This is a genomic window from Streptosporangium sp. NPDC050855 (assembly GCF_044456585.1).
Classification (GTDB): domain Bacteria; phylum Actinomycetota; class Actinomycetes; order Streptosporangiales; family Streptosporangiaceae; genus Streptosporangium; species Streptosporangium longisporum.
Map to the genome: position 1 here is coordinate 74,136 of NZ_JBITFY010000016.1, position 22,449 is coordinate 96,584.

Annotated in this window: 21 protein-coding genes; 9 read left to right on the top strand and 12 right to left on the bottom strand. The window is 71.3% G+C overall.

What is annotated here, in order from left to right:
- Nucleotides 1-236: 236 nt before the first annotated feature.
- On the bottom strand, nt 237-2,540 hold the full coding sequence (locus ACIBCT_RS28730; protein ID WP_399193754.1) for a polysaccharide lyase 8 family protein: 2,304 nt from the start codon (nt 2,538-2,540) through the stop codon (nt 237-239).
- A gap of 591 nt (nt 2,541-3,131) precedes the next feature.
- The gene (locus ACIBCT_RS28735; RefSeq protein WP_399193756.1) at nt 3,132-3,971 is read right to left on the bottom strand and encodes a class I SAM-dependent methyltransferase; all 840 of its coding nucleotides are present in this window, start codon (nt 3,969-3,971) and stop codon (nt 3,132-3,134) included.
- A gap of 146 nt (nt 3,972-4,117) precedes the next feature.
- On the opposite strand from ACIBCT_RS28735, the gene ACIBCT_RS28740 reads away from it, so the two are divergent.
- Nucleotides 4,118-4,795, top strand: coding sequence for a winged helix-turn-helix transcriptional regulator (locus tag ACIBCT_RS28740; protein WP_399193758.1), 678 nt, complete (start codon nt 4,118-4,120; stop codon nt 4,793-4,795).
- A gap of 116 nt (nt 4,796-4,911) precedes the next feature.
- Here the strand turns inward: ACIBCT_RS28740 and ACIBCT_RS28745 are convergent, their stop codons facing one another.
- Genes ACIBCT_RS28745 through ACIBCT_RS28755 form a run of 3 tightly spaced genes read right to left on the bottom strand, consistent with a single transcriptional unit; the run spans nt 4,912 to nt 8,362 of the window.
- Nucleotides 4,912-5,664: a hypothetical protein gene (locus ACIBCT_RS28745; protein WP_399193760.1), complete on the bottom strand. Its 753-nt coding sequence runs from the start codon at nt 5,662-5,664 to the stop codon at nt 4,912-4,914.
- A 14-nt stretch (nt 5,665-5,678) separates the two neighbouring features.
- A complete protein-coding gene (locus ACIBCT_RS28750; protein WP_399193762.1) occupies nt 5,679-7,250 on the bottom strand; it encodes a substrate-binding domain-containing protein in 1,572 nt (523 codons plus the stop codon).
- On the bottom strand, nt 7,247-8,362 hold the full coding sequence (locus ACIBCT_RS28755) for a hypothetical protein (protein ID WP_399193764.1): 1,116 nt from the start codon (nt 8,360-8,362) through the stop codon (nt 7,247-7,249). Before ACIBCT_RS28755 ends, ACIBCT_RS28750 begins: the two co-directional genes overlap by 4 nt.
- Before the next feature lie 597 nt (nt 8,363-8,959).
- On the opposite strand from ACIBCT_RS28755, the gene ACIBCT_RS28760 reads away from it, so the two are divergent.
- The gene (locus ACIBCT_RS28760) at nt 8,960-10,042 is read left to right on the top strand and encodes a hypothetical protein (protein WP_399193766.1); all 1,083 of its coding nucleotides are present in this window, start codon (nt 8,960-8,962) and stop codon (nt 10,040-10,042) included.
- Nucleotides 10,043-10,514: 472 nt separating this feature from the next.
- On the opposite strand, the gene ACIBCT_RS28765 is transcribed toward ACIBCT_RS28760, so the two are convergent.
- Together ACIBCT_RS28765 and ACIBCT_RS28770 are read right to left on the bottom strand one after the other, a co-directional pair.
- A complete protein-coding gene (locus tag ACIBCT_RS28765; RefSeq protein ID WP_399193768.1) occupies nt 10,515-11,057 on the bottom strand; it encodes a hypothetical protein in 543 nt (180 codons plus the stop codon).
- A 29-nt stretch (nt 11,058-11,086) separates the two neighbouring features.
- Nucleotides 11,087-11,884: an MBL fold metallo-hydrolase gene (locus tag ACIBCT_RS28770; protein ID WP_399193770.1), complete on the bottom strand. Its 798-nt coding sequence runs from the start codon at nt 11,882-11,884 to the stop codon at nt 11,087-11,089.
- A gap of 47 nt (nt 11,885-11,931) precedes the next feature.
- Between ACIBCT_RS28770 and ACIBCT_RS28775 the strand changes: the two genes are divergently transcribed.
- From ACIBCT_RS28775 to ACIBCT_RS28785, 3 genes are all read left to right on the top strand, one after another.
- Nucleotides 11,932-12,417: a MerR family transcriptional regulator gene (locus tag ACIBCT_RS28775; protein ID WP_399193772.1), complete on the top strand. Its 486-nt coding sequence runs from the start codon at nt 11,932-11,934 to the stop codon at nt 12,415-12,417.
- Between the two features lie 172 nt (nt 12,418-12,589).
- A complete protein-coding gene (locus tag ACIBCT_RS28780) occupies nt 12,590-13,018 on the top strand; it encodes a nitroreductase family deazaflavin-dependent oxidoreductase (RefSeq protein WP_399193774.1) in 429 nt (142 codons plus the stop codon).
- Complete coding sequence (locus ACIBCT_RS28785; RefSeq protein WP_399193776.1) at nt 13,011-14,111, top strand: winged helix DNA-binding domain-containing protein; 1,101 nt, start codon at nt 13,011-13,013, stop codon at nt 14,109-14,111. The genes ACIBCT_RS28780 and ACIBCT_RS28785 overlap by 8 nt, the downstream gene beginning before the upstream one ends.
- Before the next feature lie 232 nt (nt 14,112-14,343).
- Here the strand turns inward: ACIBCT_RS28785 and ACIBCT_RS28790 are convergent, their stop codons facing one another.
- Together ACIBCT_RS28790 and ACIBCT_RS28795 are read right to left on the bottom strand one after the other, a co-directional pair.
- Nucleotides 14,344-15,090: a DUF429 domain-containing protein gene (locus ACIBCT_RS28790; protein ID WP_399193778.1), complete on the bottom strand. Its 747-nt coding sequence runs from the start codon at nt 15,088-15,090 to the stop codon at nt 14,344-14,346.
- A gap of 153 nt (nt 15,091-15,243) precedes the next feature.
- Nucleotides 15,244-16,482, bottom strand: coding sequence for a hypothetical protein (locus ACIBCT_RS28795; RefSeq protein ID WP_399193781.1), 1,239 nt, complete (start codon nt 16,480-16,482; stop codon nt 15,244-15,246).
- A gap of 337 nt (nt 16,483-16,819) precedes the next feature.
- Between ACIBCT_RS28795 and ACIBCT_RS28800 the strand changes: the two genes are divergently transcribed.
- Nucleotides 16,820-18,070, top strand: a complete 1,251-nt coding sequence (locus ACIBCT_RS28800; RefSeq protein ID WP_399193783.1) for a sensor histidine kinase — start codon at nt 16,820-16,822, stop codon at nt 18,068-18,070.
- Nucleotides 18,067-18,714: a response regulator transcription factor gene (locus ACIBCT_RS28805; RefSeq protein ID WP_399193785.1), complete on the top strand. Its 648-nt coding sequence runs from the start codon at nt 18,067-18,069 to the stop codon at nt 18,712-18,714. The genes ACIBCT_RS28800 and ACIBCT_RS28805 overlap by 4 nt, the downstream gene beginning before the upstream one ends.
- A gap of 99 nt (nt 18,715-18,813) precedes the next feature.
- Here the strand turns inward: ACIBCT_RS28805 and ACIBCT_RS28810 are convergent, their stop codons facing one another.
- Entirely contained in the window at nt 18,814-19,161 is a 348-nt protein-coding gene (locus ACIBCT_RS28810) for a VOC family protein (RefSeq protein ID WP_399193787.1), read from the bottom strand.
- A 145-nt stretch (nt 19,162-19,306) separates the two neighbouring features.
- Between ACIBCT_RS28810 and ACIBCT_RS28815 the strand changes: the two genes are divergently transcribed.
- Nucleotides 19,307-20,491, top strand: coding sequence for a transglycosylase SLT domain-containing protein (locus ACIBCT_RS28815; protein ID WP_399193789.1), 1,185 nt, complete (start codon nt 19,307-19,309; stop codon nt 20,489-20,491).
- 26 nt (nt 20,492-20,517) lie between these two features.
- A complete protein-coding gene (locus tag ACIBCT_RS28820; protein ID WP_399193791.1) occupies nt 20,518-21,135 on the top strand; it encodes a hypothetical protein in 618 nt (205 codons plus the stop codon).
- A gap of 136 nt (nt 21,136-21,271) precedes the next feature.
- Here the strand turns inward: ACIBCT_RS28820 and ACIBCT_RS28825 are convergent, their stop codons facing one another.
- Together ACIBCT_RS28825 and ACIBCT_RS28830 are read right to left on the bottom strand one after the other, a co-directional pair.
- A complete protein-coding gene (locus ACIBCT_RS28825) occupies nt 21,272-22,234 on the bottom strand; it encodes a tetratricopeptide repeat protein (RefSeq protein ID WP_399193793.1) in 963 nt (320 codons plus the stop codon).
- The gene (locus ACIBCT_RS28830) at nt 22,221-22,358 is read right to left on the bottom strand and encodes a hypothetical protein (RefSeq protein ID WP_399193795.1); all 138 of its coding nucleotides are present in this window, start codon (nt 22,356-22,358) and stop codon (nt 22,221-22,223) included. Before ACIBCT_RS28830 ends, ACIBCT_RS28825 begins: the two co-directional genes overlap by 14 nt.
- Between the last annotated feature and the right edge of the window lie 91 nt (nt 22,359-22,449).

Consider the following 22,449-nt stretch of genomic DNA (forward strand, 5'->3'; position numbering starts at 1 on the left):
CATAGGCCCTCCTAGCATCGTCACCTGTTTGCAAGCAGACGCCATGACGCCACGGTGGGACATGCGAGGGATGATCAAACAAGCGATGCGAGCCATGCAGGATGTCAGCCGCTGCCGGACATACATGAGACGCGCCTTGGCATGTTCCCGCCGAGCTCACCGGGCTGCTCTTCGTCGTGATCCTGACGCGATCTGCTCGTCGATCCCGTACCTCATCCGCTTCGAGCACCTCGCACTCAGACGCGCACCTCCGCGGTATGTGCGTGCCCACGGCTGCCCCTCACCTCCACCTTGAGCGCCGTCCTGGCCCTGCGCACGCTGCGGTCGCTTTTCCTGACCGATCTCACCGGCCACGGCAACGTGATCTTCACCTCGTCGGCGGTCCTGGACGGGTCGGAGAGCGCGAGCCGTACCCGCTCACCTGCACGGTGGACCAGCAGGGTGCAGGGGGCGTCGACGGTGAGCGGCCCGTCGGGGGTCTCGATGGTCCCCGCGCGCCAGAAGACGGCGGCGGTCATGCCGTCGCGTGAGATGGCCTGTACCGCCGTGGAGTTGGCGAGGATCTCGATCCGCCCGTCGTAGGCCTGCATCTGCGGGATGGAGGCGTCGGGCAGTACGGCGTAGGCGTAGCGCGCCTTGCGGGGGTCGACGCCGTGGTCGATGAGGATCGTCGTGTAGTGCCGGCTGACTGGGGACGTGTCGCCCCCGGTGGTGGCGCCCTTGTCGATGTCCCGCCAGCGGCCGGTGCGCTTCGTGCGGATCACCTTCGCGCCGGCGCCGTCGAGCAGCGCGTAGCCGGCCACACCGGCCAGGTGGATCCAGCCGTCACCCCGGGTCAGCTGCGGATGCCGGTCGTGGGTGTTGCGGTTCTCGACGACGGTCTCGACACGGCGGCCGTCGGAGGCGGTGATGCCGGCGCCGAGGGCGATCACCGCGTCGTCGAGCAGGAACCACGCCTTCTTGGCCCGCAGCGAGGAGCCACCGGCGATGAGCCTCATGGCGGCCACGCCGTACTCACCGTCGAGTGCCACGCCGCCCGCCCACGGGGTGGGAGGCAGACGACGGTGGTCGTGCGGGAGGTCGGCGCGCCTGCGGGTGTCGACCGTCGTGCCCGGCAGCCGGTACGGGTCGATCGTGGGCCACAGGTCGTCGTTCCAGTGGGTGAGGTCGCCGGTGTAGAGGTAGGTCATGCCGTCGCCGGTGTACCAGCCGTGCAGGTTCTCCCGGTTGATGGCCTCGGCGGCGCCGATGCGCCGCGAGCTCATCGCGATCGCGTACGCCCAGGTGGGGCGGCGGTGCACGACCCGGTCCATGTCGGCGAAGACGTACGTGCCCGTCGTGCGCGGGCCGACCGGCACCGACGGGTCGGCCAGCAGGGCGGTGGCCCTCGCGATGCTCGCCGGTGGTGCGAGCGTGCCGTAGGGGGTGGCCTGGTTGCGGGTGAGCCAGCCTTTGACCAGCGGTCGCCAGCGCCGGGCGTGGTGCTCGGGTGCCGTCTCCAGCAGGGTGAGGACGGCCTCGACCGCCTTCTGTCCCGAGTGGTGGTCACGGTGGCCCTGCACCGAGATCTGCCGGCCGCGTACGCAGTCCATCATCAGCCCGTCGAAGACGAACGGCACGAAGGAGCGGTCCACGAGGTCGTAGACGTTGTCGATTCCGGTGATCTCCCACGGTGACCCGGAGAGCATGGCGATCAGCTTGGCCACGCTCTCCAGGTAGTCCACGCCGTAGCTGCCGGTGTAGGGGTACACGTCGTGCTGGATGAACGATCCGTCACGGTAGAAGCCGTCGCCCGGGCCCCTCGTCGGCCGTAGCAGGTCGGAGACGGCGTTCCTGGCCCGCTTGACGAGGCGGGCGTCGTGGGTGAGCACTCCGCGCATCGCCACCGCCATGGCCTTGCCCGCGCGGTTGGCGCCGGTCTCGACGACGCCGGGGTGGCTGACGCGGCGCTCCGGGTCGGGGCACCAGCGGCGCAGGGGACGCAGCCAGCGCTCGATGCGGTCCGGGGGCAGGCCGTCGTACAGCAGGGCGCAGGTGTCGGTCAGCGAGCGGGGGACGCCGATCTCCCACCAGAACCAGTTGCTGCCCCGCCGGTCGAGTCCTTCGTGGTACGCGTGCTCGTAGAGGAAGTCCAGCGCGCTGACAGCGGTCCGGGCGATCTGGCCGTCGTGGTGCATGGCGGTGCCCGGCGTGGCCCAGGCCAGCGCCAGTGTGCGCATGCGGTTGTAGGAGCGGTTGAAGTTGCCCGTCCGGGGGTCCGACAGCGGCAGGTCGGACCACAGGCTCGGGCGACCGGCAGCGGGGTTCAGCTTGCGCAGCACCGCGTTGGCCGACCCCTCGAGCATCCGTGCCCTGTCGATGTACGTCCTGTCGGTGCGAGCGGAGTCGTACGACCCGCCGGCCAGCAGGCCCACCCACCGCTCACGCGCGGCGTCGAACGCGCCGGCGCCGGTCGCCTCGGCCGGTCTCCCCCCCAGGGCGAGACCGGCCACTGCCGCGGCGCTCAGCAGGGCGGACCGCCGGCTGAGGGGGTGGGTCATAAAGCTTCTTCCGGCAACAGGGCAGGTATCAGACGAAAAGATCATAAGTCGGCATGCAGGTGGATCATCCGGCTCTTCCGACGGCGAGCGGGCGTACGAACGTCGCCGGGAACGCGCGGTACCCGGCTCGGGCGGTGACAAACCGGACCGATCAGCCGACGGTGTCTCACCGGCCGGAGCATCCCGAACTGCCGGCTTACCTGACCGAACAAAGAGCCTCAAAAAGGGTGGAAGTCGCTCCGTAGCCATCCAGGAGAGGACCCGACGAAAGTCAGGTAAGGTCCGACCGATTGTACGCTTTGTGGTCGTCCGCGCGGCTCCTGCTCCTGGGGTACGGATCTGGTTGTGATCGAGGGACGGTCCGGGAGAGGTCCTCACACCGGATCGTCGCGGCGCGAAGCCAGCGACCGGCGAGACAGCTCTCAGGAGTCCTGTCGTAGCGGGTGGGGCCGGTTCACTGTGCCCGGTGGGCGAACACCTCCCGCCGGGTCATGATCCGGAAAACGTCGGGGCCCTGGTCGCGGCCGAGAACGGGACCGTCCGGGATCACGGTGGCCTCTCGGGGTGGGCTGCCGCCGGCGGTTCTCGTCGTCAGTCGCGCTTGCGTGCCGTGAGGAGGAGGTACTCCCACTCCATCACCGTTCTTCCCTCACCGTGCATATGGCGGCGGGCCAGTTCGGTGAGGGCGTGGTCCAGTGCGGCGACCCGGTCGGAGTCCCCTGCCATTCCCCGGTAGACGGCGACGGTCGGGCCGTAGTTGGCCTTGAAGTAGTCGAGGAACGCACCGGGGTGAGCGAACCGGTCGATCGTGACCGTCTGCCGACGTGCGACGACATCGGTGACCGCGTCTCCGAGCAGCGCGCGGACATGATCCTCGCTGCCCCACAGCGGAGGGGGTTGCGCGCCGGACGGAGGCGGAGGCGCGTACGGTTTCATCGTCGCGAACATCTGTCCGACGAACCCCTCCGGCGTCCAGTTGAGCAGGCCGATCGTGCCGCCCGGACGGCAGACCCGGACCAGCTCGCCGGCGGCGACCCGGTGGTGGGGGGCGAACATGACCCCGAGACAGGACATGACCGTGTCGAACTCGCCGTCGGCGTACGGCAGGGCTTCCGCGTCGTCCTGTCGCCACTCGACCTCCGCGCCGCGCCGTGCGGCCAGGGCTCGTCCCGCCTCCAGCAGTTCCGGGGTCAGGTCGCCGGCCACCACGCTCGCCCCGGTCAGCGCCGCGGGGATGGCGGCGTTGCCGGACCCGGCGGCCACGTCCAGAACCCTGTCCCCGCGTCCGACCCCGCACGCCTCGACCAGGATCGCGCCCAGCTCGGGGATGATCTCGGTGGCGACCGCGGGGTAGTCGCCCAGCGCCCACATGGCGCGGTGCCTGGCCTTCAGCGCGCGGTCGGCCTCTGACGCCTCGCCCTGTACGTTCATCGTGCTTCTCCCTCATCGTCGCGGTGGACTGGGATCGACGGTAGGGAGGGACGGATCCGCCATCCAGTACACGATCTGTACCAGCACCCGCCGAGAGCCGGTCGGCTCTCACCGGCGTTCACGGCGGCGGAGCTTAGACTCGGGGCGTGGGCTCCTCGTATCACCAGTTCTGCCCGGTCGCCAAGGCCGTGGAACTGCTCGACGAACGCTGGACGCTGCTCGTCATCCGGGAACTGGTGTGCGGGACCGAGCGTTTCAACGACCTGCGTCGCGGCCTGCCGCGCATGTCCCCCACGCTGCTGTCCCGGCGGCTGCACCGGCTCACCCATGCCGGCATCGTGGAGAGGCGCGTCGAAGACAATGATGTGCGATACGTCCTGACCCAGGCCGGCCACGAGCTGCGACCGGTGGTCGAGGCACTCGCCGCCTGGGGCGTCCGCTGGATCGGAGAGCTCGGCGACGAGGACCTGGACCCGAAGCTGCTGCTGTGGGACATGCACCGCAACGTCGACCGGACCGTCGTTCCGGACGGGCGGACGGTCGTCGAGTTCCGGTTCCCGGACGTGCCACCGAGCAGTCGCCACTGGTGGCTCGTGATCACACGTGGCGAGGTCGACGTCTGCGACACCGACCCCGGTCACGCCGTGACCGTGACGGTGACCGCCGGCCTGCGGAGCATGGTCGAGGTCTGGCGCGGCGACCTGAGCTGGCCGGACGCGCTGCGCGCCCACGCGGTCGAGGTGCAGGGCCCCGAAGCGTTACGCCGCGCCGTGCCCCTGTGGTTCACACTCCCCGGCTGGGCCTCGGTGCCCCGGCCCGTCTAGGACGCGGACGTCCGTCCTGCCGGGCTGCTTTCCTCTCTTTTCCGATGACGTGGATCGCTCATCGAGCGCTTCGGAGATCGTGCCGTCGGCCGGCGCCTGTCGCCCTCGACGGGTCGTCACTGGAAGATGGTGAGGACGGGGGAGATCACCAGCTGGCGGGTGCCGGGGTCCCAGTGCCTGATCTTGCCGAGGCAGCGCGCGGGGAACGGGTCGTCGGGCACGCTGCGGCGCAGCTGGGCGGTTTCGCAGGTGACGGTCACCCTCGGCAGGTCGTCGGAGAACTCGGCGGGGTCGCCGTAGGGCGCCGAGAACGTGGTCGTCGTCTCGGACGTGGCCGTGACCCTGAACCGTCCCATGACCGAGACGAAGGTGAACGGGTCGAGTTCCTGCAACCGGGCCGCGTCCACCCGCTTGGCCCGCTTGCCGTGGGTCCGCTGCAGCGCGTGGTCCAGGCCGGCGCTCGGCGTGATCGTGCAGTTGAAGAGATCGACGTACACGATGTCGTTCGCGTCGTCGAGCGCGCGGGCGATGCGCCCGATGACCGTGATCGGCCCCTCGTCCTTGATGGACTTGATGAGCTGCTCCCTCTGGTCCTCGGCCGTCATCTCCGTGCTCACGCGAGAGAAGTTGCCCTTCACCTTGCCCCCGAAGCCGCGGCGGGTCGTCTCCTGGACCGAGCGCTGCAGGTCCGGGTACTTGTCCTCCTGCAGGTAGAGGTCCATGGCGTAGTCCTCGTCGAGGTAGAAGCAGCTCCCCGGCTTGTGCCTCCTCACCCAGGCCGACCGGCGGCGCTCAGTGAGCGTGTACACCGCCCAGGAGCCCACCGCGACGACGAAGGCCCCGACGGTGATCAGTTGCCACACCAGCATCCATCCTCCAGGAGTTATCGGCAGCCACGGGTCTCCTTGAAAGCCCGGTCCAGCGAGGACGCGTCGGCGTCCACCATGCGTCCGCCGGTCGCCTTGGCCACCCGGTCCAGTTCGGCCGGGTCGGCCTCGCCGAAGCGGATGGCGTACGTGTGCACGGCCCTGGTCTCCGGAGGCAGGGCCCTGTACCGGCTGAGGAACTCCTTGGGTCCGATGCCCGCGTTGTTCAGGCCGTCGGTCATCAGCACGATGGTGACCGGCCGTTCCGGGTCGGCGCGCCTCAGTTCGCCGGCGCGCCCGTAGGCGTGGTCGAGCGCGGACCACACGGCGGTGCGCCGGTCGAACCTGTCGGTGGCGAGGAACGCGCGGATGGCGTCGACGTCGTGCGGGCCGGCGATGGTGAAGCCGCGTTCCGCCCGGACGTCCCCGCCGAAGCGCATCAGGATGAACCGCTCGCCCCGGTAGAAGCGCACGAACCTGCCGACGGACGAGTCGTCGTCACCGCTGAGCCCCTCGAAGGTGGATCGCAGCGCCTTGATCCGCTTCCTCCTCATGGAGCCGGAGTAGTCGAGCACGAAGATCACCTGGCCCGCCGACCTGGCGCTCGGGTCGTAGCCGGCCAGCAGCCGGTCGACGACCTCGGGGCGATCCGGGTAGTACAGCGCGTTACCGATCTCCGTACGCAACCGCGGATCCCGGGTCACACCGGGATCGACGGGGCGGCGCAGCGTGCGCTGCATGATCTTCCGCTGCGTGTCCGCGCGGGTCAGCCATGCCACGACCTTGTCGTAGGCGGCGCGGCGCGCCGGGTTGAACAACAGCAGCGGGTACTTGGACAGCACGATGCCGTCCTCGGGGTAGACGATCTCCAGCGGCTCGCGCAGCCTCCCGCTCGCGTTGAGGGACAGAATCGTCGACTCGTACTCGATCAGCGCGTCGGCCTTCCCCTGGTCCGCGACGAACGCGTCGACGAGCCCGGCCGACGACGCCGCGGTCAGCGTCCGGCCGGAGAACAGCCCGCGTAACCGGTCGCAGGTGACGTCCTGCGGACGCAGCGCGCCGCCGGTGCCGGCGGCGGCGGTGGCCACGCCGACCAGGGCGGCCAGCCCGCTGTTGGCGTGGCGCGGGTCGGCCATGCCGAAGCGCACCAGGCCTTCGGCCGCGCCGTCCGCGATGTCCGCCCAGGACAGCTTCGGGTCCGGTGCGTTGCGGCGGAGCCGCTCCGCGGTCCGCGGCCGTACGCCGACCACCACCGGTGACATCATGATCTCGGTGGACAGGGGGCGCAGCCGCCTGCCCGGCTCCTGCAGCTTGAGCTGCAGGTAGCGGTCGTCGGACAGCCAGGCCAGGTCGTGGTCGTCGTCGCCCTTGGCGAGCGAGACGGAGGCGTCCACGGTGCCCCGGTGGTCGAGGACGACCTCGATCCCGGTGTCCCGCCGGAGCTCGTCGAGGAGCGGGCGCAGGTCGGCGAGCTCGGAGCTCGCCAGCACCCGCAGTTTCGTGTCCGGCTCGTCCGGGGCACAGCCGGTGCCCGCGATCAGCATCGCGCAGGCCACCAGGCCGGCGAACGCGCGCGGACGTCGCCTCATGGTTTGCACTCGCCGACCTCTTCGAGCAGCTTTCCCAGAAGGGGCAGCTCCGGAAGTTCCGCCCGGGTGTAGTCGGTGCGCTCGTCGGGCCTGGGCACGAGGCGACTGTCGAGCAATTGGAAGAGCCGTCTGGTCCCGGCGGTGTCGGTGCCGTCGATGACGCGGAAGCCGAGTTCCGCCATGCGGTAACGCAGCGCGGAGTCTTTGAGCAGCAGCTCGCCGAGCCGGTCACCGTCGTCCGTGTTGAGCGAGATGTACCCCGGATCGGTCTGGAGCTCCTGCTTCGGGTAGAGCAGCACCCGCTCGGTGTCCGGACGCCCGGTACGGCGCCGGTGGTCCTGCTGGTAGGCGAAGAACTGGTGCTCGTACACCACGACGACCGGCCCCTGACTCTTGCCCTCCGGCGTGACGTAGATGAGCCAGAGGTCCGACTCCGGCATGCCGGTCGCGACGATGAGCGGCCGGACCTCCTTGGCGATCCGCTTCACCTCGGCCTCGGTCTGCACCGGCTGGTCGTCGTTCTCCACGAAGGCGACCAGGCCGAGGTAGGTGGCTCCGGAGTTGGACCGGCACACCCCTGCGGTCTGGGCGAGTACGCGGTTGCCGTTGGTGATGCTCCTGCCGCTCGGGGCCGTGTACGTGCCGATCCCGATGTCGTTCCAGGTGTCTCCGCGTTTGCCCAGCTCGATGAACTTCGCCGTGTCCAGGGTGTAGTAGAGCGCCCGGTCAGGCCCGCCCGAGTGCCGATCCGCGACGCCGTTCCTGACCAGGGTCTCGGCGTACTCGCGGTAGCTGGCGAGCACGATCGGGCTGGTGAACAGGCGCGTCGTCCGGACGTACCGACCCTCCTTGCGGCGGTCGCTGTCGATCAGATCCGCGGCCGGCTGCCCGGACGGGAAGGCGAAGTCGTAGTACTGGGTCTTCTGGTTGACCACCTCGTACACGACCTCACTCGAGCCGCGCGCGGTGACCTCGACCCGCATGTTGTGCTTCAGCAACAGCCGCTGGACTTCCTCGTCGTTGAAGAAGTCCTGTTTGGAGGCCATGATGCCGCGGATCGTGACGACCGGGTCGGCCGGGGCGGCTGGCGTGCCCGCGACGTGCAGGTTCACCAAGCCGAGTACGGCGACACAGACGGCGATCGCCGACAACCACCCCAGGGGCGAACGCCAAAAGGGGGGTTGACGGGGGATGGTGAGTGAAGGTTCTTCAACGACGTGCGAGAGATCGGCTGTCACCGCAACTCCTTGCACTCACTTTCGCCTACATCCCAAGCGTATGCGCCAAGACCCGACAATGAGGGCAATTCCAAGGTCTGCCGTCGGGGTGGATTTCCCGCAATGGAATGACTGACAACGAGCGACTCGTTCGTCCGGTGAGATTGAGATCGTCCGACCGTCCAGACCCGAGACACACGCGAAACGATCAAGCATGATCTTGGCCGTAAAAGCAGGTAAAGCGAACCCAAGGAGCCGTGGTCGCAACCTCTCCCGAAGCGAGGAGAATCCTGTCGGGGGCATCTGAGCGTTGAGCGCGGCCTTCTACCGGGCGACCCGGCTTTTGCGACCCCTGCCGATCGGGTCCAGGCTTATGATCGCCATATAGCGCACTCAAGGCGTGACTCATGTGAGAACCAGCCGTCAGACCTTCCGTGTGAGATCGTCAGGCTGGAAAATCCCTTGGTTCTGGCGAGGAGGACGAGAGAGTCGATGACCGGAATCTGGCTCGACACCGCCGACGGCCTGGTCCCGCTGGGCACGCGGCCTTTTCTTCGCGAGAAGGATCTTCACGACAGTATCGAACGGGCTCCCGCCATGTTGCCGCTACGCGGACAGCCCAGACTGGTGGTCCTGGGACGAGAGGTCGCCCTCGGAACCGGATACGCAGATCTTGTCGCGGTCGACGCCCACACGGGCCAGCCCGTGATCATTGAGGTGAAGCTGGCGGCCAACTCTGACCGGAGATCGGTTTTCACCCAGGTCCTCGGTTATGCCTCGTACCTGTTCCGGTTGTCGTCCGAGACGTTCGAGGATCTCATGCGCCCGTACCTGGACAGGCGGAACTGCGCCTCGATCACGGAGGCGGTCGAGGCCGAGACAGGCGATGGCTCGGTGGATCCGGACATGTTTCGCAACGGTATGACCGACGCTCTGGAGCAGGGGCGCATGCGCTGCGTGGTGGTTCTCGACGCCGCTTCAGAAGATCTGATCGACCTCGCGGGATATCTGCAGGCGGTTACCAACGACCGGCTCGACATCGACCTGGTGACCGTGTCGGCCTACAGGGTCAACGGCAGCCAGGTGCTGGTTCCCCAGTTGGTGGAACCCGAGCGAATGGACCCGCGGGCCCCACTCCGGCCATCACGCACAGGAAGAGAGGCCAAACCGACAGCCGGGTCGGCTCTCTTCGTCAGAAGTGTCGACAGTGTCGATCCTGCCCATCGCGAGCATTTACATCTCCTGTGCGCATGGGCGCAGCAGTTGGAGAACGAAGGACTCGCCACGCTGTATACGACCGTCGGCAAGGGGCGTTGGGTGCTGAACCTTCGGCTGCCGAATCAGAATCGCGGCATGGTGACCATATGGAATGATCGAGGAGCCTTCGTCTGCCCGCAGCGTTCGGTCATGGCGGCTGAGGCCCCCCTGACGTTGGCTCGCCTGGACGAGCGCTTTCCCCATGAGATCCGCCAGAACAATTACGTCACGGATCCGGTGAACGAGGAGATGCTGGGGCTGCTCAAAAACGCCTACGCCGAAGCCTCCCGGAATGGGTCGCAACCCACCTCCACCTGACCTGGCTTTCAGCGGTGTCTGGTCCTCTTCCGTTTTTGAAGAAGTTGTCGACCTTCGACGCCTGACCAGGCTCTCCGTACCCTGACAGCCACAGGTTCCGGCTGTCTCGCGACGGTCCCGCAGGCCGGGCCAGAGCGAGCGGGTCTTGGCGTGAGGCGCGGAACGCGGTTTCGCAAGGTGAGAACGTGTGCGAGTGGTGCCCGGACGGCCGGGTGGATTCGGCCGCCGCCCGTGGCTCGACGAGGTGACGGTGGCCGGGTGGATTCGGCCGCCGCCCGTGGCTCGACGAGGTGACGGTGGCCGGGTGAGCCTGATGCCGGGGTGAAAAGGCCCGAGCCGGGTCCTCGAAAGGCCTGAAGCCGGACCGGAGCTCCGGAAGGGACGGTGCCCCTTCGGGCCGCTCGGAGGATGGGTCGCCGCGGGATGACATGCCCGTCCAGTCACGATGGAGGTCCGCCCTCGTCGTCGCCGGTCAGAGGAGGAAGACCACCAGGACGAAGAGGACGAGGCTCAGTACGATGAACTCCGGCGTTCTTGGCTGCCGGGCGGCCTCTCTGCGTGAGGAGATCACCAGCATGGTGACCACGGCCGCCGCCGTCAGCAGGTGCAGGCCGTACCAGAAGGGGATGGGCAGTTTCCCCAGCATGGTCCCGGACAGCAGGTCGTCGGCGGATCCGTAACCGGCCATTACGGTGAGCGCCCCCAGGCCCAGCACCGCGAAGGCGTACCGGAACCGGCCGAGCAGGGCCCAGAGGATCGTTCCCCCTGCGAGCAGGACCGAGGAGGTCTGGTGCATGTGCCGGATGAGCAGACCGCCGCGTACATCGAAGCTGAGTCTGAGGAGCGAGTCGTAGGCGGCGCTCATGGGGATGCCGTGCAAGGGGGTGTAGGCACCGGTGTAGGGCACCGTCTCGCCACTGGGCACGTAGAAGAAGGCCAGGAAACCCCCGGTGAGCAGGAGGATGACGAAGCAGTAGATCAGCATCTCGCCCACCATCTGCCTCGCGCGCTCCATTCGCCATATTTCACCACAACGACCGGCAATCAGCGGTAGCGGTCCAGTTCCCACGGATCATGGGCGCTGATGACCGAGACCTCGTCGCCGTGGTCGCGGACGAGCTCGCGCAACCGGGCCTGGGTGCCGAGCCTGAGGTCGCGGTGGACCTCCGAGCCGGTCTGCACGATGTCGAGGAGGGGGTGCGGGTGCGGGTTCCCGTCGAGTTCCCGGTGGTAGTAGTAGGCGTCGCCGCAGTGCAGGAGCCAGCGATCGCCGTCGCGCACGGCGACTCCGGTGTGGCCTGCGGTGTGGCCGCCGAGCGGGACCAGCCGGATCTCCGGTGGCAGGCCCCTGGGCTGGACGGAGGTGAACCCGAACCACTCCTCGCCCGGCTCGGGGGTGTAGGGGACCCATCTGGGGCCGTGTGCCCAGTGGGCCGGGCGGTAGCGGAAGCCGGGTGCCTCGGTGATCGCCGCTTCCAGCTCGGCGGCGAGGACGTGGACCTGGGCGTCCGGGAAGTCGGGCAGGCCTCCGCAGTGGTCCACGTCGAGGTGGGTCACGATGATGTGGCGTACGTCATCGGGTGAGTGTCCCAGCCGGACGACCTGGCGGACGGCGGTCTCCTCCTCGTCCAGTACGGGCTGCGCCATCTCGACCCAGTCGGACCCGAGGGTTTCGCCCGGGTCGCGGATGTCGCCGAGGCCGAGGCCGGTCTCGACGAGGACCAGGCCGTCGGAGTCGGTCTCGACCAGCAGGCAGTGGTTGACGGCGTGGGCGGGGGCCGGGCCGTCGTAGGTGGCCTCGATCTGCCGTACGGACCCGCAGTTGAGGTGGTGGATGTTCATGGCGGCTAGTGTGTGACTTGAAGTGCGATTCAAGTCAAGGAGGCAGGGTGACCGAACCGCTGCTGGACATCGCCGAGGTGGCCGAGCGTTCCGGGCTGGCGCCCTCGGCTCTGCGGTTCTACGAGAAGAGGGGCCTCATCGCCTCGTCGGGTCGCAACGGCCTGCGCCGTACCTACCGGTCCGACGTTCTCGATCGTCTCGCCCTCATCGCCTGCGCCCGCGGCGCCGGGTTCACGATCGCCGAGATCGCCAGGTTGCTGGTGGCCACGCCCGACGACACCGGGCTGCGGGCGCGGATGGCGGAGAAGGCGCGGGAGCTGGAGGAGGACATCGCCCGGCTCACCCGGATGCGCGACGGTCTCCACCATGCCTCGACGTGCATGCACGAACCGCTCGTGGCATGTCCCGACTTCAAGCGCACGTTCAAGGGCCCCGTGCCCCCGGTCATCGGCAGGGCCCGGCCGGACGGGCGACGGCCGACAGGCGTGGCGGCGGCGTCCGCGGGCCGCGCCGGGGCCGGCACCGGGGAGTGACATCTGGTCGCTCCTCCCCCGTCGTGCCGTCAGGGGAGGGATCGCCGTCGGGGTGTGGGACGTCTTCCGGCGGGTCCCGGGGCTTGGTCGAGCAGCATCGGCCTTGGCACGTCCGGAGGACCGGAAGACCGCACATCGGGAAATGTCCCCGGACGCCGGTAGCGTGAGCGGCATGAGCGACGAGATCATCGATTCCCCCACCGACTGGGTCGCCAAGCACCTCCGCACCTACGTCGAGTCGAACGGCGCGAAGGGCCACCTCTACCACGGCAGGCCCACTCTGCTGCTGACCACCGTCGGGCGCAGGTCCGGGCTGAGGCGGCGGACCCCGCTGATCTACGGTCGCGACGGTGACGCCTACGTGGTCGTCGCCTCCAACGGCGGGGCCGACGACCACCCGCTGTGGTACCACAACATCCTGGCCCATCCGCAGGTCGAGGTGCAGGTGGAGGCCGAGGTGTTCACCGCCGTCGCGCGGACCGCGACCGCCGCGGAGAAGCCCGCCCTGTGGGAGCAGATGGTGGGCATTCACGGTGAGTACGCCGACTACCGGCGCAAGACCGCGCGCGACATCCCGGTGGTGATCCTCGAACATGCCTGAGGTGCTGACCCGGCGTGCGCTCAACCGGGCGACCCTGGCGCGGCAGTCGTTGCTGGAGCGGTCGGCTCTGCCGGTGCCGGAGATGGTCGAGCGGGTCGCCGGGCTCCAGGCCCAGACCCCGCACACGTGGTACGTCGGCCTGTGGTCCCGGATCCGGGACTTCGACCCCGAGCGGGCGGCCGGTCTGCTGGAGGACCGGACACTGGTGCGGATCGCCCTGATGCGGTCGACCATCCACCTGGTCACCGCGCGCGACTGCCTGCGCTGGCGGCCGCTGGTCGAACCGGTCATCGGGCGCGTCACCCAGGGCGCGTTCGGCAGGCACCTGCGCGACCTCGACCTCGACGCGGTCGCCGCCGCGGGCCGCGAGCTCCTGGAGGAGCGGTCGATGACCTTCGGCGCGCTCGGCAAGGAGCTCGCCGCGCTGTTCCCCGGCCGCGACGCCGCGGCCCTCGCCCAGGTCGTACGGGCCAGGGTCGCCCTGGTCCAGGTCCCGCCCCGCGGCATGTGGGGCCGGAGCGGCCCGATCGCCCACACCAGCGCCGAGCACTGGCTCGGCGCGCCACAGGAGGCGGCCCCCTCCATCGAGGACTTCGTGACCCGCTACCTCGCCGCGTTCGGTCCCGCGGGCGTCATGGACGTGCAGGCCCACTGCGGGCTCACCCGGCTGCGTGAGGTGATCGAGCCGATGGACCTGCGGATCTTCCACAACGAGCAGGGCGGGGAGCTGTACGACCTGCCGGACGCGCCGCGGCCCGCCGAGGACACCCCGGCCCCGGTCAGGTTCCTGTACGACTACGACAACGTGCTGCTCTCCTTCGCCGACCGCGGCCGCATGGGCACCCTCGATCCCGAGCAGGTCAGGCGTGCCTGGCCCGAGCACGGCCCGGTTCCCGGTCCGGTCCTCGTCGACGGGACGGTCGCGGCCACCTGGGCGACCGTTCGCGAACGCGGCACCACGGTCCTCACCGTCACCCCGTTCGCTCCGCTCACCGCCCGCCACCGCGACGAGACCGAGGCGGAGGGCGAGCGTCTGCTGCGCCTCCTCGCTCCCGCAGACACTCACGCCGTCCGCGTCACCGCCCCCTGGTGAGCCGATCCCCGACGCGATGTGGTTTCCACGATGGTGAGGCGCCAGGACCCGTCCTGAACGGCATCGTCCAGGACGAGCCGGGTGAGGCCGCCGAATGAGCGGAGGGAGCGAGCGCGCTCTCCGGCGGGCTGTGGCGTTTCACCCCTGTGGCCCGTGCGGAGCCACGGCCGGGAGGCAGGACGCCCATCACCCGTCCAGCTCACTTGGAGGCGTGACGGAGCCCACGCGGCCCTCACCCGTGCAGCTCGTGCAGAGGCGTGGTGGGCAGGGCGATCCAGCCCTCGGTGCGGGCGGGTCCGATCTGCTCTCCCGCCGGGACGGTCGCCAGGCCCAGCGACGCGGCGCGGGCCGTGAGGGCGGCGACGACGGCGTCGGTGGCGTCGTCGGAGGCGCGGCAGACGCGCTCGTACGGGCCGAGGTCGAGCCAGGGCGCCGCTTCCCGTAGAGCGTCCACCAGGTCCCCGAGGGCCGCGAGGTTGGCGGAGCGTTTGTAGCCGCGGAAGGGGAGCCCCCACCGCCTGAGCGAGGCCGCGGGGTAGACCTCCACCACGACGCCGTCACCGCGGCGGTCGGCCGGACGGCCTCGGCGGGCGAGTTCGGCCAGCAGGCCCGCGCAGCGCATGGCGGTGTGGCCGATGCGGTCGGCGGAGACGCTCAGCGGGGTGAGACCGGTCAGGTCGTGGACCACCCGGTCGGTCACCCGGAGGGCGAGGTTCCTGCGCCAGTCCCGCCCGGCGACGCCCGCGGGCACCCGGACGTGCCCGGCGCGATGGGCGGCGACGAAGTCGACGAACGCGTCCGGCCAGCCGATGGGGCAGTCGACACCGGCCTTGTCCGCGCCCATGACGGCCTCGACGATCATGTCGTCGTCCGCCTGGATCTCGATCCGGCTGACACGGGCACCGTCCGCGGACCAGTCGAGCCATGCCACGGCCGTCCTGACCGCCTCCGCCGCGAGATCGACCCCGACCGTGAGCATCCGTCCACGATAGATCGGCTCGTCCGGGAGGCGGACGGGGAGGCCGGGTCAGAGGGAGAGGCGGGAACCATCGGGTCGGTCGAGGACGTCGGGGTGACCGGATCAACGAGAGGCCGGGATCACCGGGCCGGACGAGGACGCGGGGTGACCGGGTCAGCCGGAGAGGCCGGAATCATCGGAACGGCCGGGGACGCCGGGGTGACCGGGCAGGTCGACGTGGTCGAGGCGGCCAGGGCAGTCGGGTCGGCCGGGGCAGGTGTTCCGGCGGCGCCGGTGGTAGGCGAGGGTGGCCACGCCCAGCGCGATCCCCCACGGCACCCACAGCAGACCGGGCGCGGCGGAGCCGTTGATCCCCCCGTCGAGGAGGGCCCACCGCCACACCGCCAGCCCGGCCACGGTCACCGCGACCGTCACCACCGTGGCCGGGATCACGGCCATCGTCACCGGTACCCGGCGTCCGCCGAGGTAGGGCACCCAGCGCGGGAAGGTCTCACCCCAGCTCATGGCCAGCCCGGTCGTCAGCAGCGCGCCGCCGACCGCGCCCAGCGTCAGGCTGTACGCCAGGATCGGGTTGATCCCCTTGGACTGGAAGTCGGCTGCCAGCGCCCGGACGAACGCCTCGTCCACCCCGAGCGGGATGCCCAGGTTCCAGGCCGCCCGCTGCGCCGCGTACGGCAGCGGTGCCAGCACCGCCACGGCGGTGGCCCACCGGCCGATCCGCGTCCAGCGCCGCCGGTCGTCCGGGGCGGCGGGCGGGCGGCCGCAGGCGGCGCAGGGCGGGCGGCGCAGGACCTGCGTCGCGGTGGCGGCGAGCAGGATGCCCCCGGCCACGCACAGCGCCTGGTTGAGAACCGGCCAGTCGACCAGGCTCACGTTCCCGAACAGCGAGTAGGCGAGGTTCTGCAGGATGCGGACGTCCGGGGCCGCGAGCAGCAGGGGTGTCGCGAGGACGAACAGCACGGCGGCGAGCGGCCGGCGCGGCAGCCTGCGTCCCCACGGCATCACCGCCGCCAGCGCGGCCACCACCCCCGCCGCGCATCCGACGGCGATGACGGCGCCGGTGGGACCCGGCGTCGCGGCGGCCAGCCAGCTGCCCATGCTCTCGGCGTTCGCGTCGGAGTGGCCGAACGGGAAGCCCGCCCCGCCGGACGCCCAGTACGCGCCCAGGGATCCGTAGACGAGGCACCACAGCGCCGCCGCCCACGCGACGAGCGCCGGGGGCCGGTCCACCGGGTGATCGTGACGCCGCCCGCCGGTCTCGATCCCGGTCTCGATCCCGGTCGCGGGCGCCGAGGTCCCGGCCGCGGACGCCCGGTTTCCCCCTGTCGATCTCTCCGGCGGGCGCGTCGGCTCGTGCGCGGCGGCGCGGCCTGAGGGGGTCGGGTGGGACATCACGGCTCCTCGGTTCTGCCGCCCCGGCGAGGCGGTCACGGGTCGAGCCTCGCGCCCGGTACGGCCCGCGGGACATCCCCCGATCGGCAGACGCGGCGGGGGTCGCGGGTGACCTATGGTGAGGCTCGTGCCGACCACCCCGACGACCGCCGACCAGGGACGACCCGGTGACGACCGGGGACGACCGGGCGCCGGCCGGGAACGATCCGGTGACGACCGGGAACAAACGAGTGCCGGCCGGGAACGAGCGAGTGCCGACCGGGGACAAACGAGTGCCGGCCGGGAACGACCGGGTGCCGGCCGCCCGGCCGTACGGGCGGGGGTGCCGGCCGGTGCGGTGGGGACGCTCCTCGCCCTGGCCGCGGTGCTGCGCCCGCACGCCGGTCTGCCGCACGTGCTGCCCGCCGTGCTGGCGCTGGGCACGGTGGGCGTGATCGCGGCCGGCCTGCCCCGTACCCGCCGGTTCGTCGCCGTCGCCTCCGGCACGGTGTCGCTGGTCTCGCTCGCCGCCACCACGGTCTGGTTCTCGGGCCCGGCCAGGACCGGTGGCGGTCCCTGGCCGCTGCTGCACACCCTGGCGATGATGATCCTCGTCGCGCTGGCCTGCCGCTGGGCGCCCGTCGCGCAGGCCGTGGCCGCCGGTGTGCTCGCGGTGCTCGCCCTGGCGTTCCTGGGGATCCCGATCACCGGCCTGGCGGCGGCGTCCGGGTGGGAGTTCGCCGCGATCTGCGCGTTCTGGTCGCTGGCCGCGTTCGTCGGCGCGGGAGCCGGCGGGTACCTGCGCTGGCTCGACGCGCAGCGGGTCCGGTCGGTGCGTCACGCGCGGCGGGCACAGCGCCTGCGGCTGGCCACCGACCTGCACGACTTCGTCGCCCACGACGTCAGCGCCATGGTCATCCAGGCGCAGGCCGCGCAGGTGCTGCTGCGCACCGACCCCGAGGAGGCGGCCCGGATGCTGCAGCGGATCGAGGCCGACGGCACCCACGCGCTGGCCTCCATGGACGGCACGATCCGGGTGCTGCGCGAGCTGGAGGAGGGCACCGCGGGAGCCCGTACGACGTCACCCGGTGTGGCCGATCTGCCGGAGCTCGTCCGGCGGTACGCCGGTTCGGGCACGGGCCCGATCGAGCTGGAGACGGACCCCGGGCTCGGCACGGGCCTGAGCCGTCAGGTCGACACGACCGTGTACCGGGTGGTGGTCGAGTCGCTGACCAACGTACGCCGCCATGCCGCCCCGGGCGCGACGGTCACCGTGACGCTCCGCCGGTCCGCAGAGGGGGTCTGGCTGACGGTCACCGACCGGCCCCCGGACACGGATCGGGGACACCGCGAACCCGGCGACCGGCCGGGTGCCCGCGAGTCCGGCGACCGGTGGGACGGCGTCCGCGACCCCGCGGGACGGCGGCACAGCGGGATCGGGCTGGCCGGGCTGGCGGAGCGGGTCGAGGCGCTCGGCGGCACGTTCTCCGCCGGTCCCCTGCCGCCGGGCGGCTGGCAGGTGCGCGCGTGCCTCCCCGCGGGTGTCGCGGGGTCTCCCGGCGGCGCGGTCGAAGGGTCTCCCGCCGACGCGACGGAGCCGGCGCCGTGACCATCCGGGTGCTCGTCGCCGACGACGAGGAACGGGTCAGGTTCGGGTTCCGCACGATCCTGAACTCGGCGCCGGACATCGACGTCGTCGGGCAGGCCGCCGACGGGGTCGAGGCGCTGGAGCTGACCCGCAGGCTGCGGCCGGACGTGGTGATCGCCGACATCCGGATGCCGCGGATGGACGGGCTGGAGCTGACCCGGATCCTGTGCGCGCCCGACGCCCCCGTCGTGACGCGGGTCGTCGTGGTCACCACCTTCGACCTGGACGCCTACGTGCACACCGCGCTGCGCCACGGCGCGTGCGGTTTCCTGCTCAAGCACTCGGGCACCGCGCTGCTGATCGAGGCCGTCCGCGCCGCGATGCTGGGCGACTCCCTGATCAGCCCGTCGGTGACGGTACGGCTGCTGCGGCGGCTGTCCGATGTGCGGGACGCGCCGGAGGTCCCGTCGCCGCTCACCGACCGGGAGCTCGACATCGTGTCGCTGGTCGCGGACGGCCGCACCAACCCGGAGATCGGTGCCGAGCTCTACATCACGCCGGGCACCGTCAAGACCCACCTGGCCCACATCCAGCGCAAACTGGGCGTCCGCAACCGGGTGGGCATCGCCGCCTGGGCGTGGGAGACCGGCCACCGGCGGTCGTGAGGCCGAGCCGCCCACGGGGTTCCGTGCGGTCGTGAGGCCGAACCGCCGCGGGCTCCGTACCGTCGGATCCGCTTCGCCGGGATCACCCCGCCGAGCGGGTCACACGTGTCCCAGGACGTTGACCACGCGGCCGTTCGGGTCGCGGACGAAGAACCGGCGGACGCCCCACTCCTCGTCCTGCAGCGGGTGCACGATCTCGGCGCCGCGCTCGCGCATGACCGCGTAGGCGGCGTCCACGTCCTCCACCTCGATGCTCAGGTCCGGGACGACGGGTGCCGTCCTGTCCTCGGTCATGATGCTGATCTGCGCGGTGGGGGTGGACGGCGCGGCGAGGGTCACGATCCAGCCGTGGTTCATGACCTCCTCCAGGCCGAGGAGCCCGTAGAACGCGACGCTCTCCCCCATGGCGTCGGACCGGACGTTGGGAACGATGCGACGGGCGGTCATCGGGCCTCCTGCGGCAGGTGACGAACATGAGGTGATCCTCCCGCCCAGGATGGCGCACGGGTGCCGGGCCCGGGCATCGCCTTCTGACCGGGACGGTCATCTTCCACCCCCCTCCCACCGCCCTCGCTCGGGTACGTTGGGCCCGGTGAAGGATCAGCATGCGGAGATCGCACCGACGGGACGTGACCACCGGCCGGGCGGGCGGGTCGTGCCCGCGCGACGGAACCTCCCCGACCACGGGGTGCGGCACAGCCTCCCGGACCACGGGGCGCGGCAGGACCCTCCGGTCCGCGGGACGTCGCGGACGGGCCGGTCGCGAGGCAGGCCGGTGGTCGCCTCGCTCGGCGCGCTCGCCATCGCCCTGACCACCGCGCTCTCGGGCTGCGCCGCGTCGCAGGGTGCCGTCGCACCGGCCTCCGGCGACCGGGCGGACTCGGCCCCCGAACCGTCGCGGACGGAGCCGGCCGGCACGGACCCCGCCACCGGCACGGGACGGGCCGCGACGGCACCGCCCGGCGAGGGGACGGCGACGCCTCCGGCCGAGCAGGCAGCCGGTCAGGTACCGGCCCCGCCCGCGCCGGACGTGGCGATCCCCACCGACCCGGCCGCGCTGGCCCGCTCCCTGACCACGACCACCGCGCGGCTCCGGCGCGCCATCGACGACTGGAGGCGCGACGGCGACCCGGGCAAGGGGAACCCGCCCGAGCCGGTGGTGCTGCTGACCCTGCACCAGCAGCGCATCTACCGTCACCTGGTCCGCAACCAGAAGGTCGCCTCCCGCACCTACGCCCGGCTGCCCAAGGCGCTGGCCGCAGAGGCGAAGGCCAACGTGACGGCCGGACGCAACCTGCTCTCCCTGGTCAAGCCGATCAGCGGCGCGGCGAAGTTCCGCGTCCAGCCGGCCAAGCCCGCCGACTTCCTGCTCGCCCAGTTCAAGCACGCCGAGCGCCGGTTCAAGGTGGACTGGGAGGTGCTGGCGGCGGTCATGTTCGTCGAGACCAAGTTCGGCCGTGTGAGGTCGCCGAGCCACACCGGCGCCAAGGGGCCGATGCAGTTCATGCCGCGCACCTGGGACGCGTACGGGATGGGCGGCGACATCCAGGACACCCGGGACGCCCTGCTCGCGGCGGCCAACTACCTGCGCGCCTCCGGGGCGCCGCGCGACTACCGGCGCGCCCTGTACGCGTACAACCACTCCTACGCCTACGTCGACGCGGTGCAGCTGTACGCGCGCCAGATCGAGCGGGACGTCAGGAACTACTACGCGTACTACAACTGGCAGGTGTTCGTGGTCACCACCCGCGGCGACCGCCGCCTCACCGGTCCCTGACCGGGCCGCGGAAGGCTGGGAGAGAGATGCTGGCCGAGGAGTTCGGTTACCGGGTGATGCCGGGGGCGGCTCTGGACACGCCCGGCGTGGAGGAGATCCTGCGGGGCCGGGAACGGCCGCTGCTCCTGGGATTCGCCCTGCTCGCCGCCGAGGCGGTGCTGCTGGTGGTCGCGGCCGTGACCTGGGGGCCGGGGTCGGCCGCCGTCGTGGCCCTCGCGATCGCCCTTCTGGTGACCGCCGCCCCGGTCCTGCTCTGGCGCCGGGCCCGGCGCCTGGAGCGGGCGGTCGTGACCACCTACGGCTGGCAGGTGTGGCCCTGCGCCACCGAGTCCGTGCGGGTGATCGCCTCGGAGGGCCGGCGGGAGGGAGAACGGCGGTGGGGCCGGCAGAACCGGGTCGTGCTCCTGCGACCGGACGGTCAGGCCCAGTGCGCGTTCCTCCCTCCGGGTGAGGGGACGCGGCCGGACGGGGAGGTCTGGTTCGCCGGTGACACCCGGTTCGGCGGGATGCTCGCGATGCCCGGCGGGCTTCCCTTCCGCTACGTCGTCCGCGCCAGGCCGGGCGGGGCCCGGGGCACCCCCGAGGAGGACCGCGCCGCCCGCGCCTCCGGTCTGATGCCCCGGTCCTGGCGTCCGCGCGGCTGACGCCGCGGTCACGGCCCATGAGCGTCGTCCCCACCGTCGCGACCGACGCTGCGGCCGGCGCCGCGACCGGGAGCCCTCTCGGAGGCCGTCCCCACCGCAGTGACCGGGAGCCCCCGGAGGGCCGTCCCCGCCGCGGTCAGGGGCCCCCGGACGTCGTTCCCACCACCGCGGCCAGCCGCTCCACCTCCGGATGGCCGTCGCCCAGCACCAGGCGCTTGATGGACAGCGCCTCCCGGTAGCGCCGTTCCGCCTCCTCGGCCCGCCCCTGGAGCGCGTCCAGACGCGCCAGGTTCACCTGGCACACCGCGACCTCGTAGTGGTCGGCCCCCAGGCGGTCGCGGAAGACGTCCAGGGCACGGCGCAGCGCGTCCTCGGCCTCGGCGTGCCTGCCCTCGGCCGCGAGCACGGCACCGAGCACGGCCAGGTCCCCGGCGACCTGCGGGTGGGCCGGCCCGAGCGTCCTGCTCCGGATCTCGATCGCGGCCCTGGCGTGCTCCTCCCCTCCAGGAGCGCCCCGGGCGTGCGCGAGTCCCGCGAGGTTGTGCAGGGCGTCCGCCTCCATCAGGGGACTTCCGCCGTGCCGCTCCAGGTGGGACAGCGCCTGCCGGTACCGGGCTTCGGCCTCCTCGTGACGGCCGGTGTCCTTGCCCAGTACCCCCAGGGCCAGCAGGACGGTCGCCCGTCGTACGTGGTCGGTCTCCTCCACCAGGGCGAGCGCCTCGTGCAGGTGGGATCCGGCCTCGGCGTACCGGGCCGCCCTGCGCGCGACGTCGCCCGACAGGACGAGCGCGTCGGCGAGCGAGCGGTCGCGCCGCGGCTCCGCGGGGATCCGCGTCAGCGGTTCCACCGCCTGCCGGGCGCAGCGGTACGCCCGCGCGTACCGGGTGAGCCCGTGCCACAGCGTCGCCAGCTCGACCAGGAGCGCGGCCCGGTCGGCGGGGTCCACCCGGTGGACGGTCTCGTCCGCCCGCCGTGCCCACCGCTCCCCCTCGGCGTACCAGCCGCGTCCGCAGCAGTAGGTCCCGCGGAGCAGGTACCGCCGGATCGTCCTGATCCGGCGGTACCCGGCGAGCCGCGTGAGCCGCTCAGTCGGCGTCAAGGGGCGGTTCGCAGTGGTTGGCGATGCGGATGGCCTCCGCCGTCGCCGTGTCGCCCATCAGAACGACGAGGAACGGGACGGCCAGCGCCGCAGCCATGGCCCCCAGGCGTCTCATCACGCGCATGAACACTCCTTCTGTCGTGGTCTCACGCGTCATCGTGACCGCGCGATCTTGTGGATCGCTTGGGAACGACTGCCACGACGCGCGGAGCACG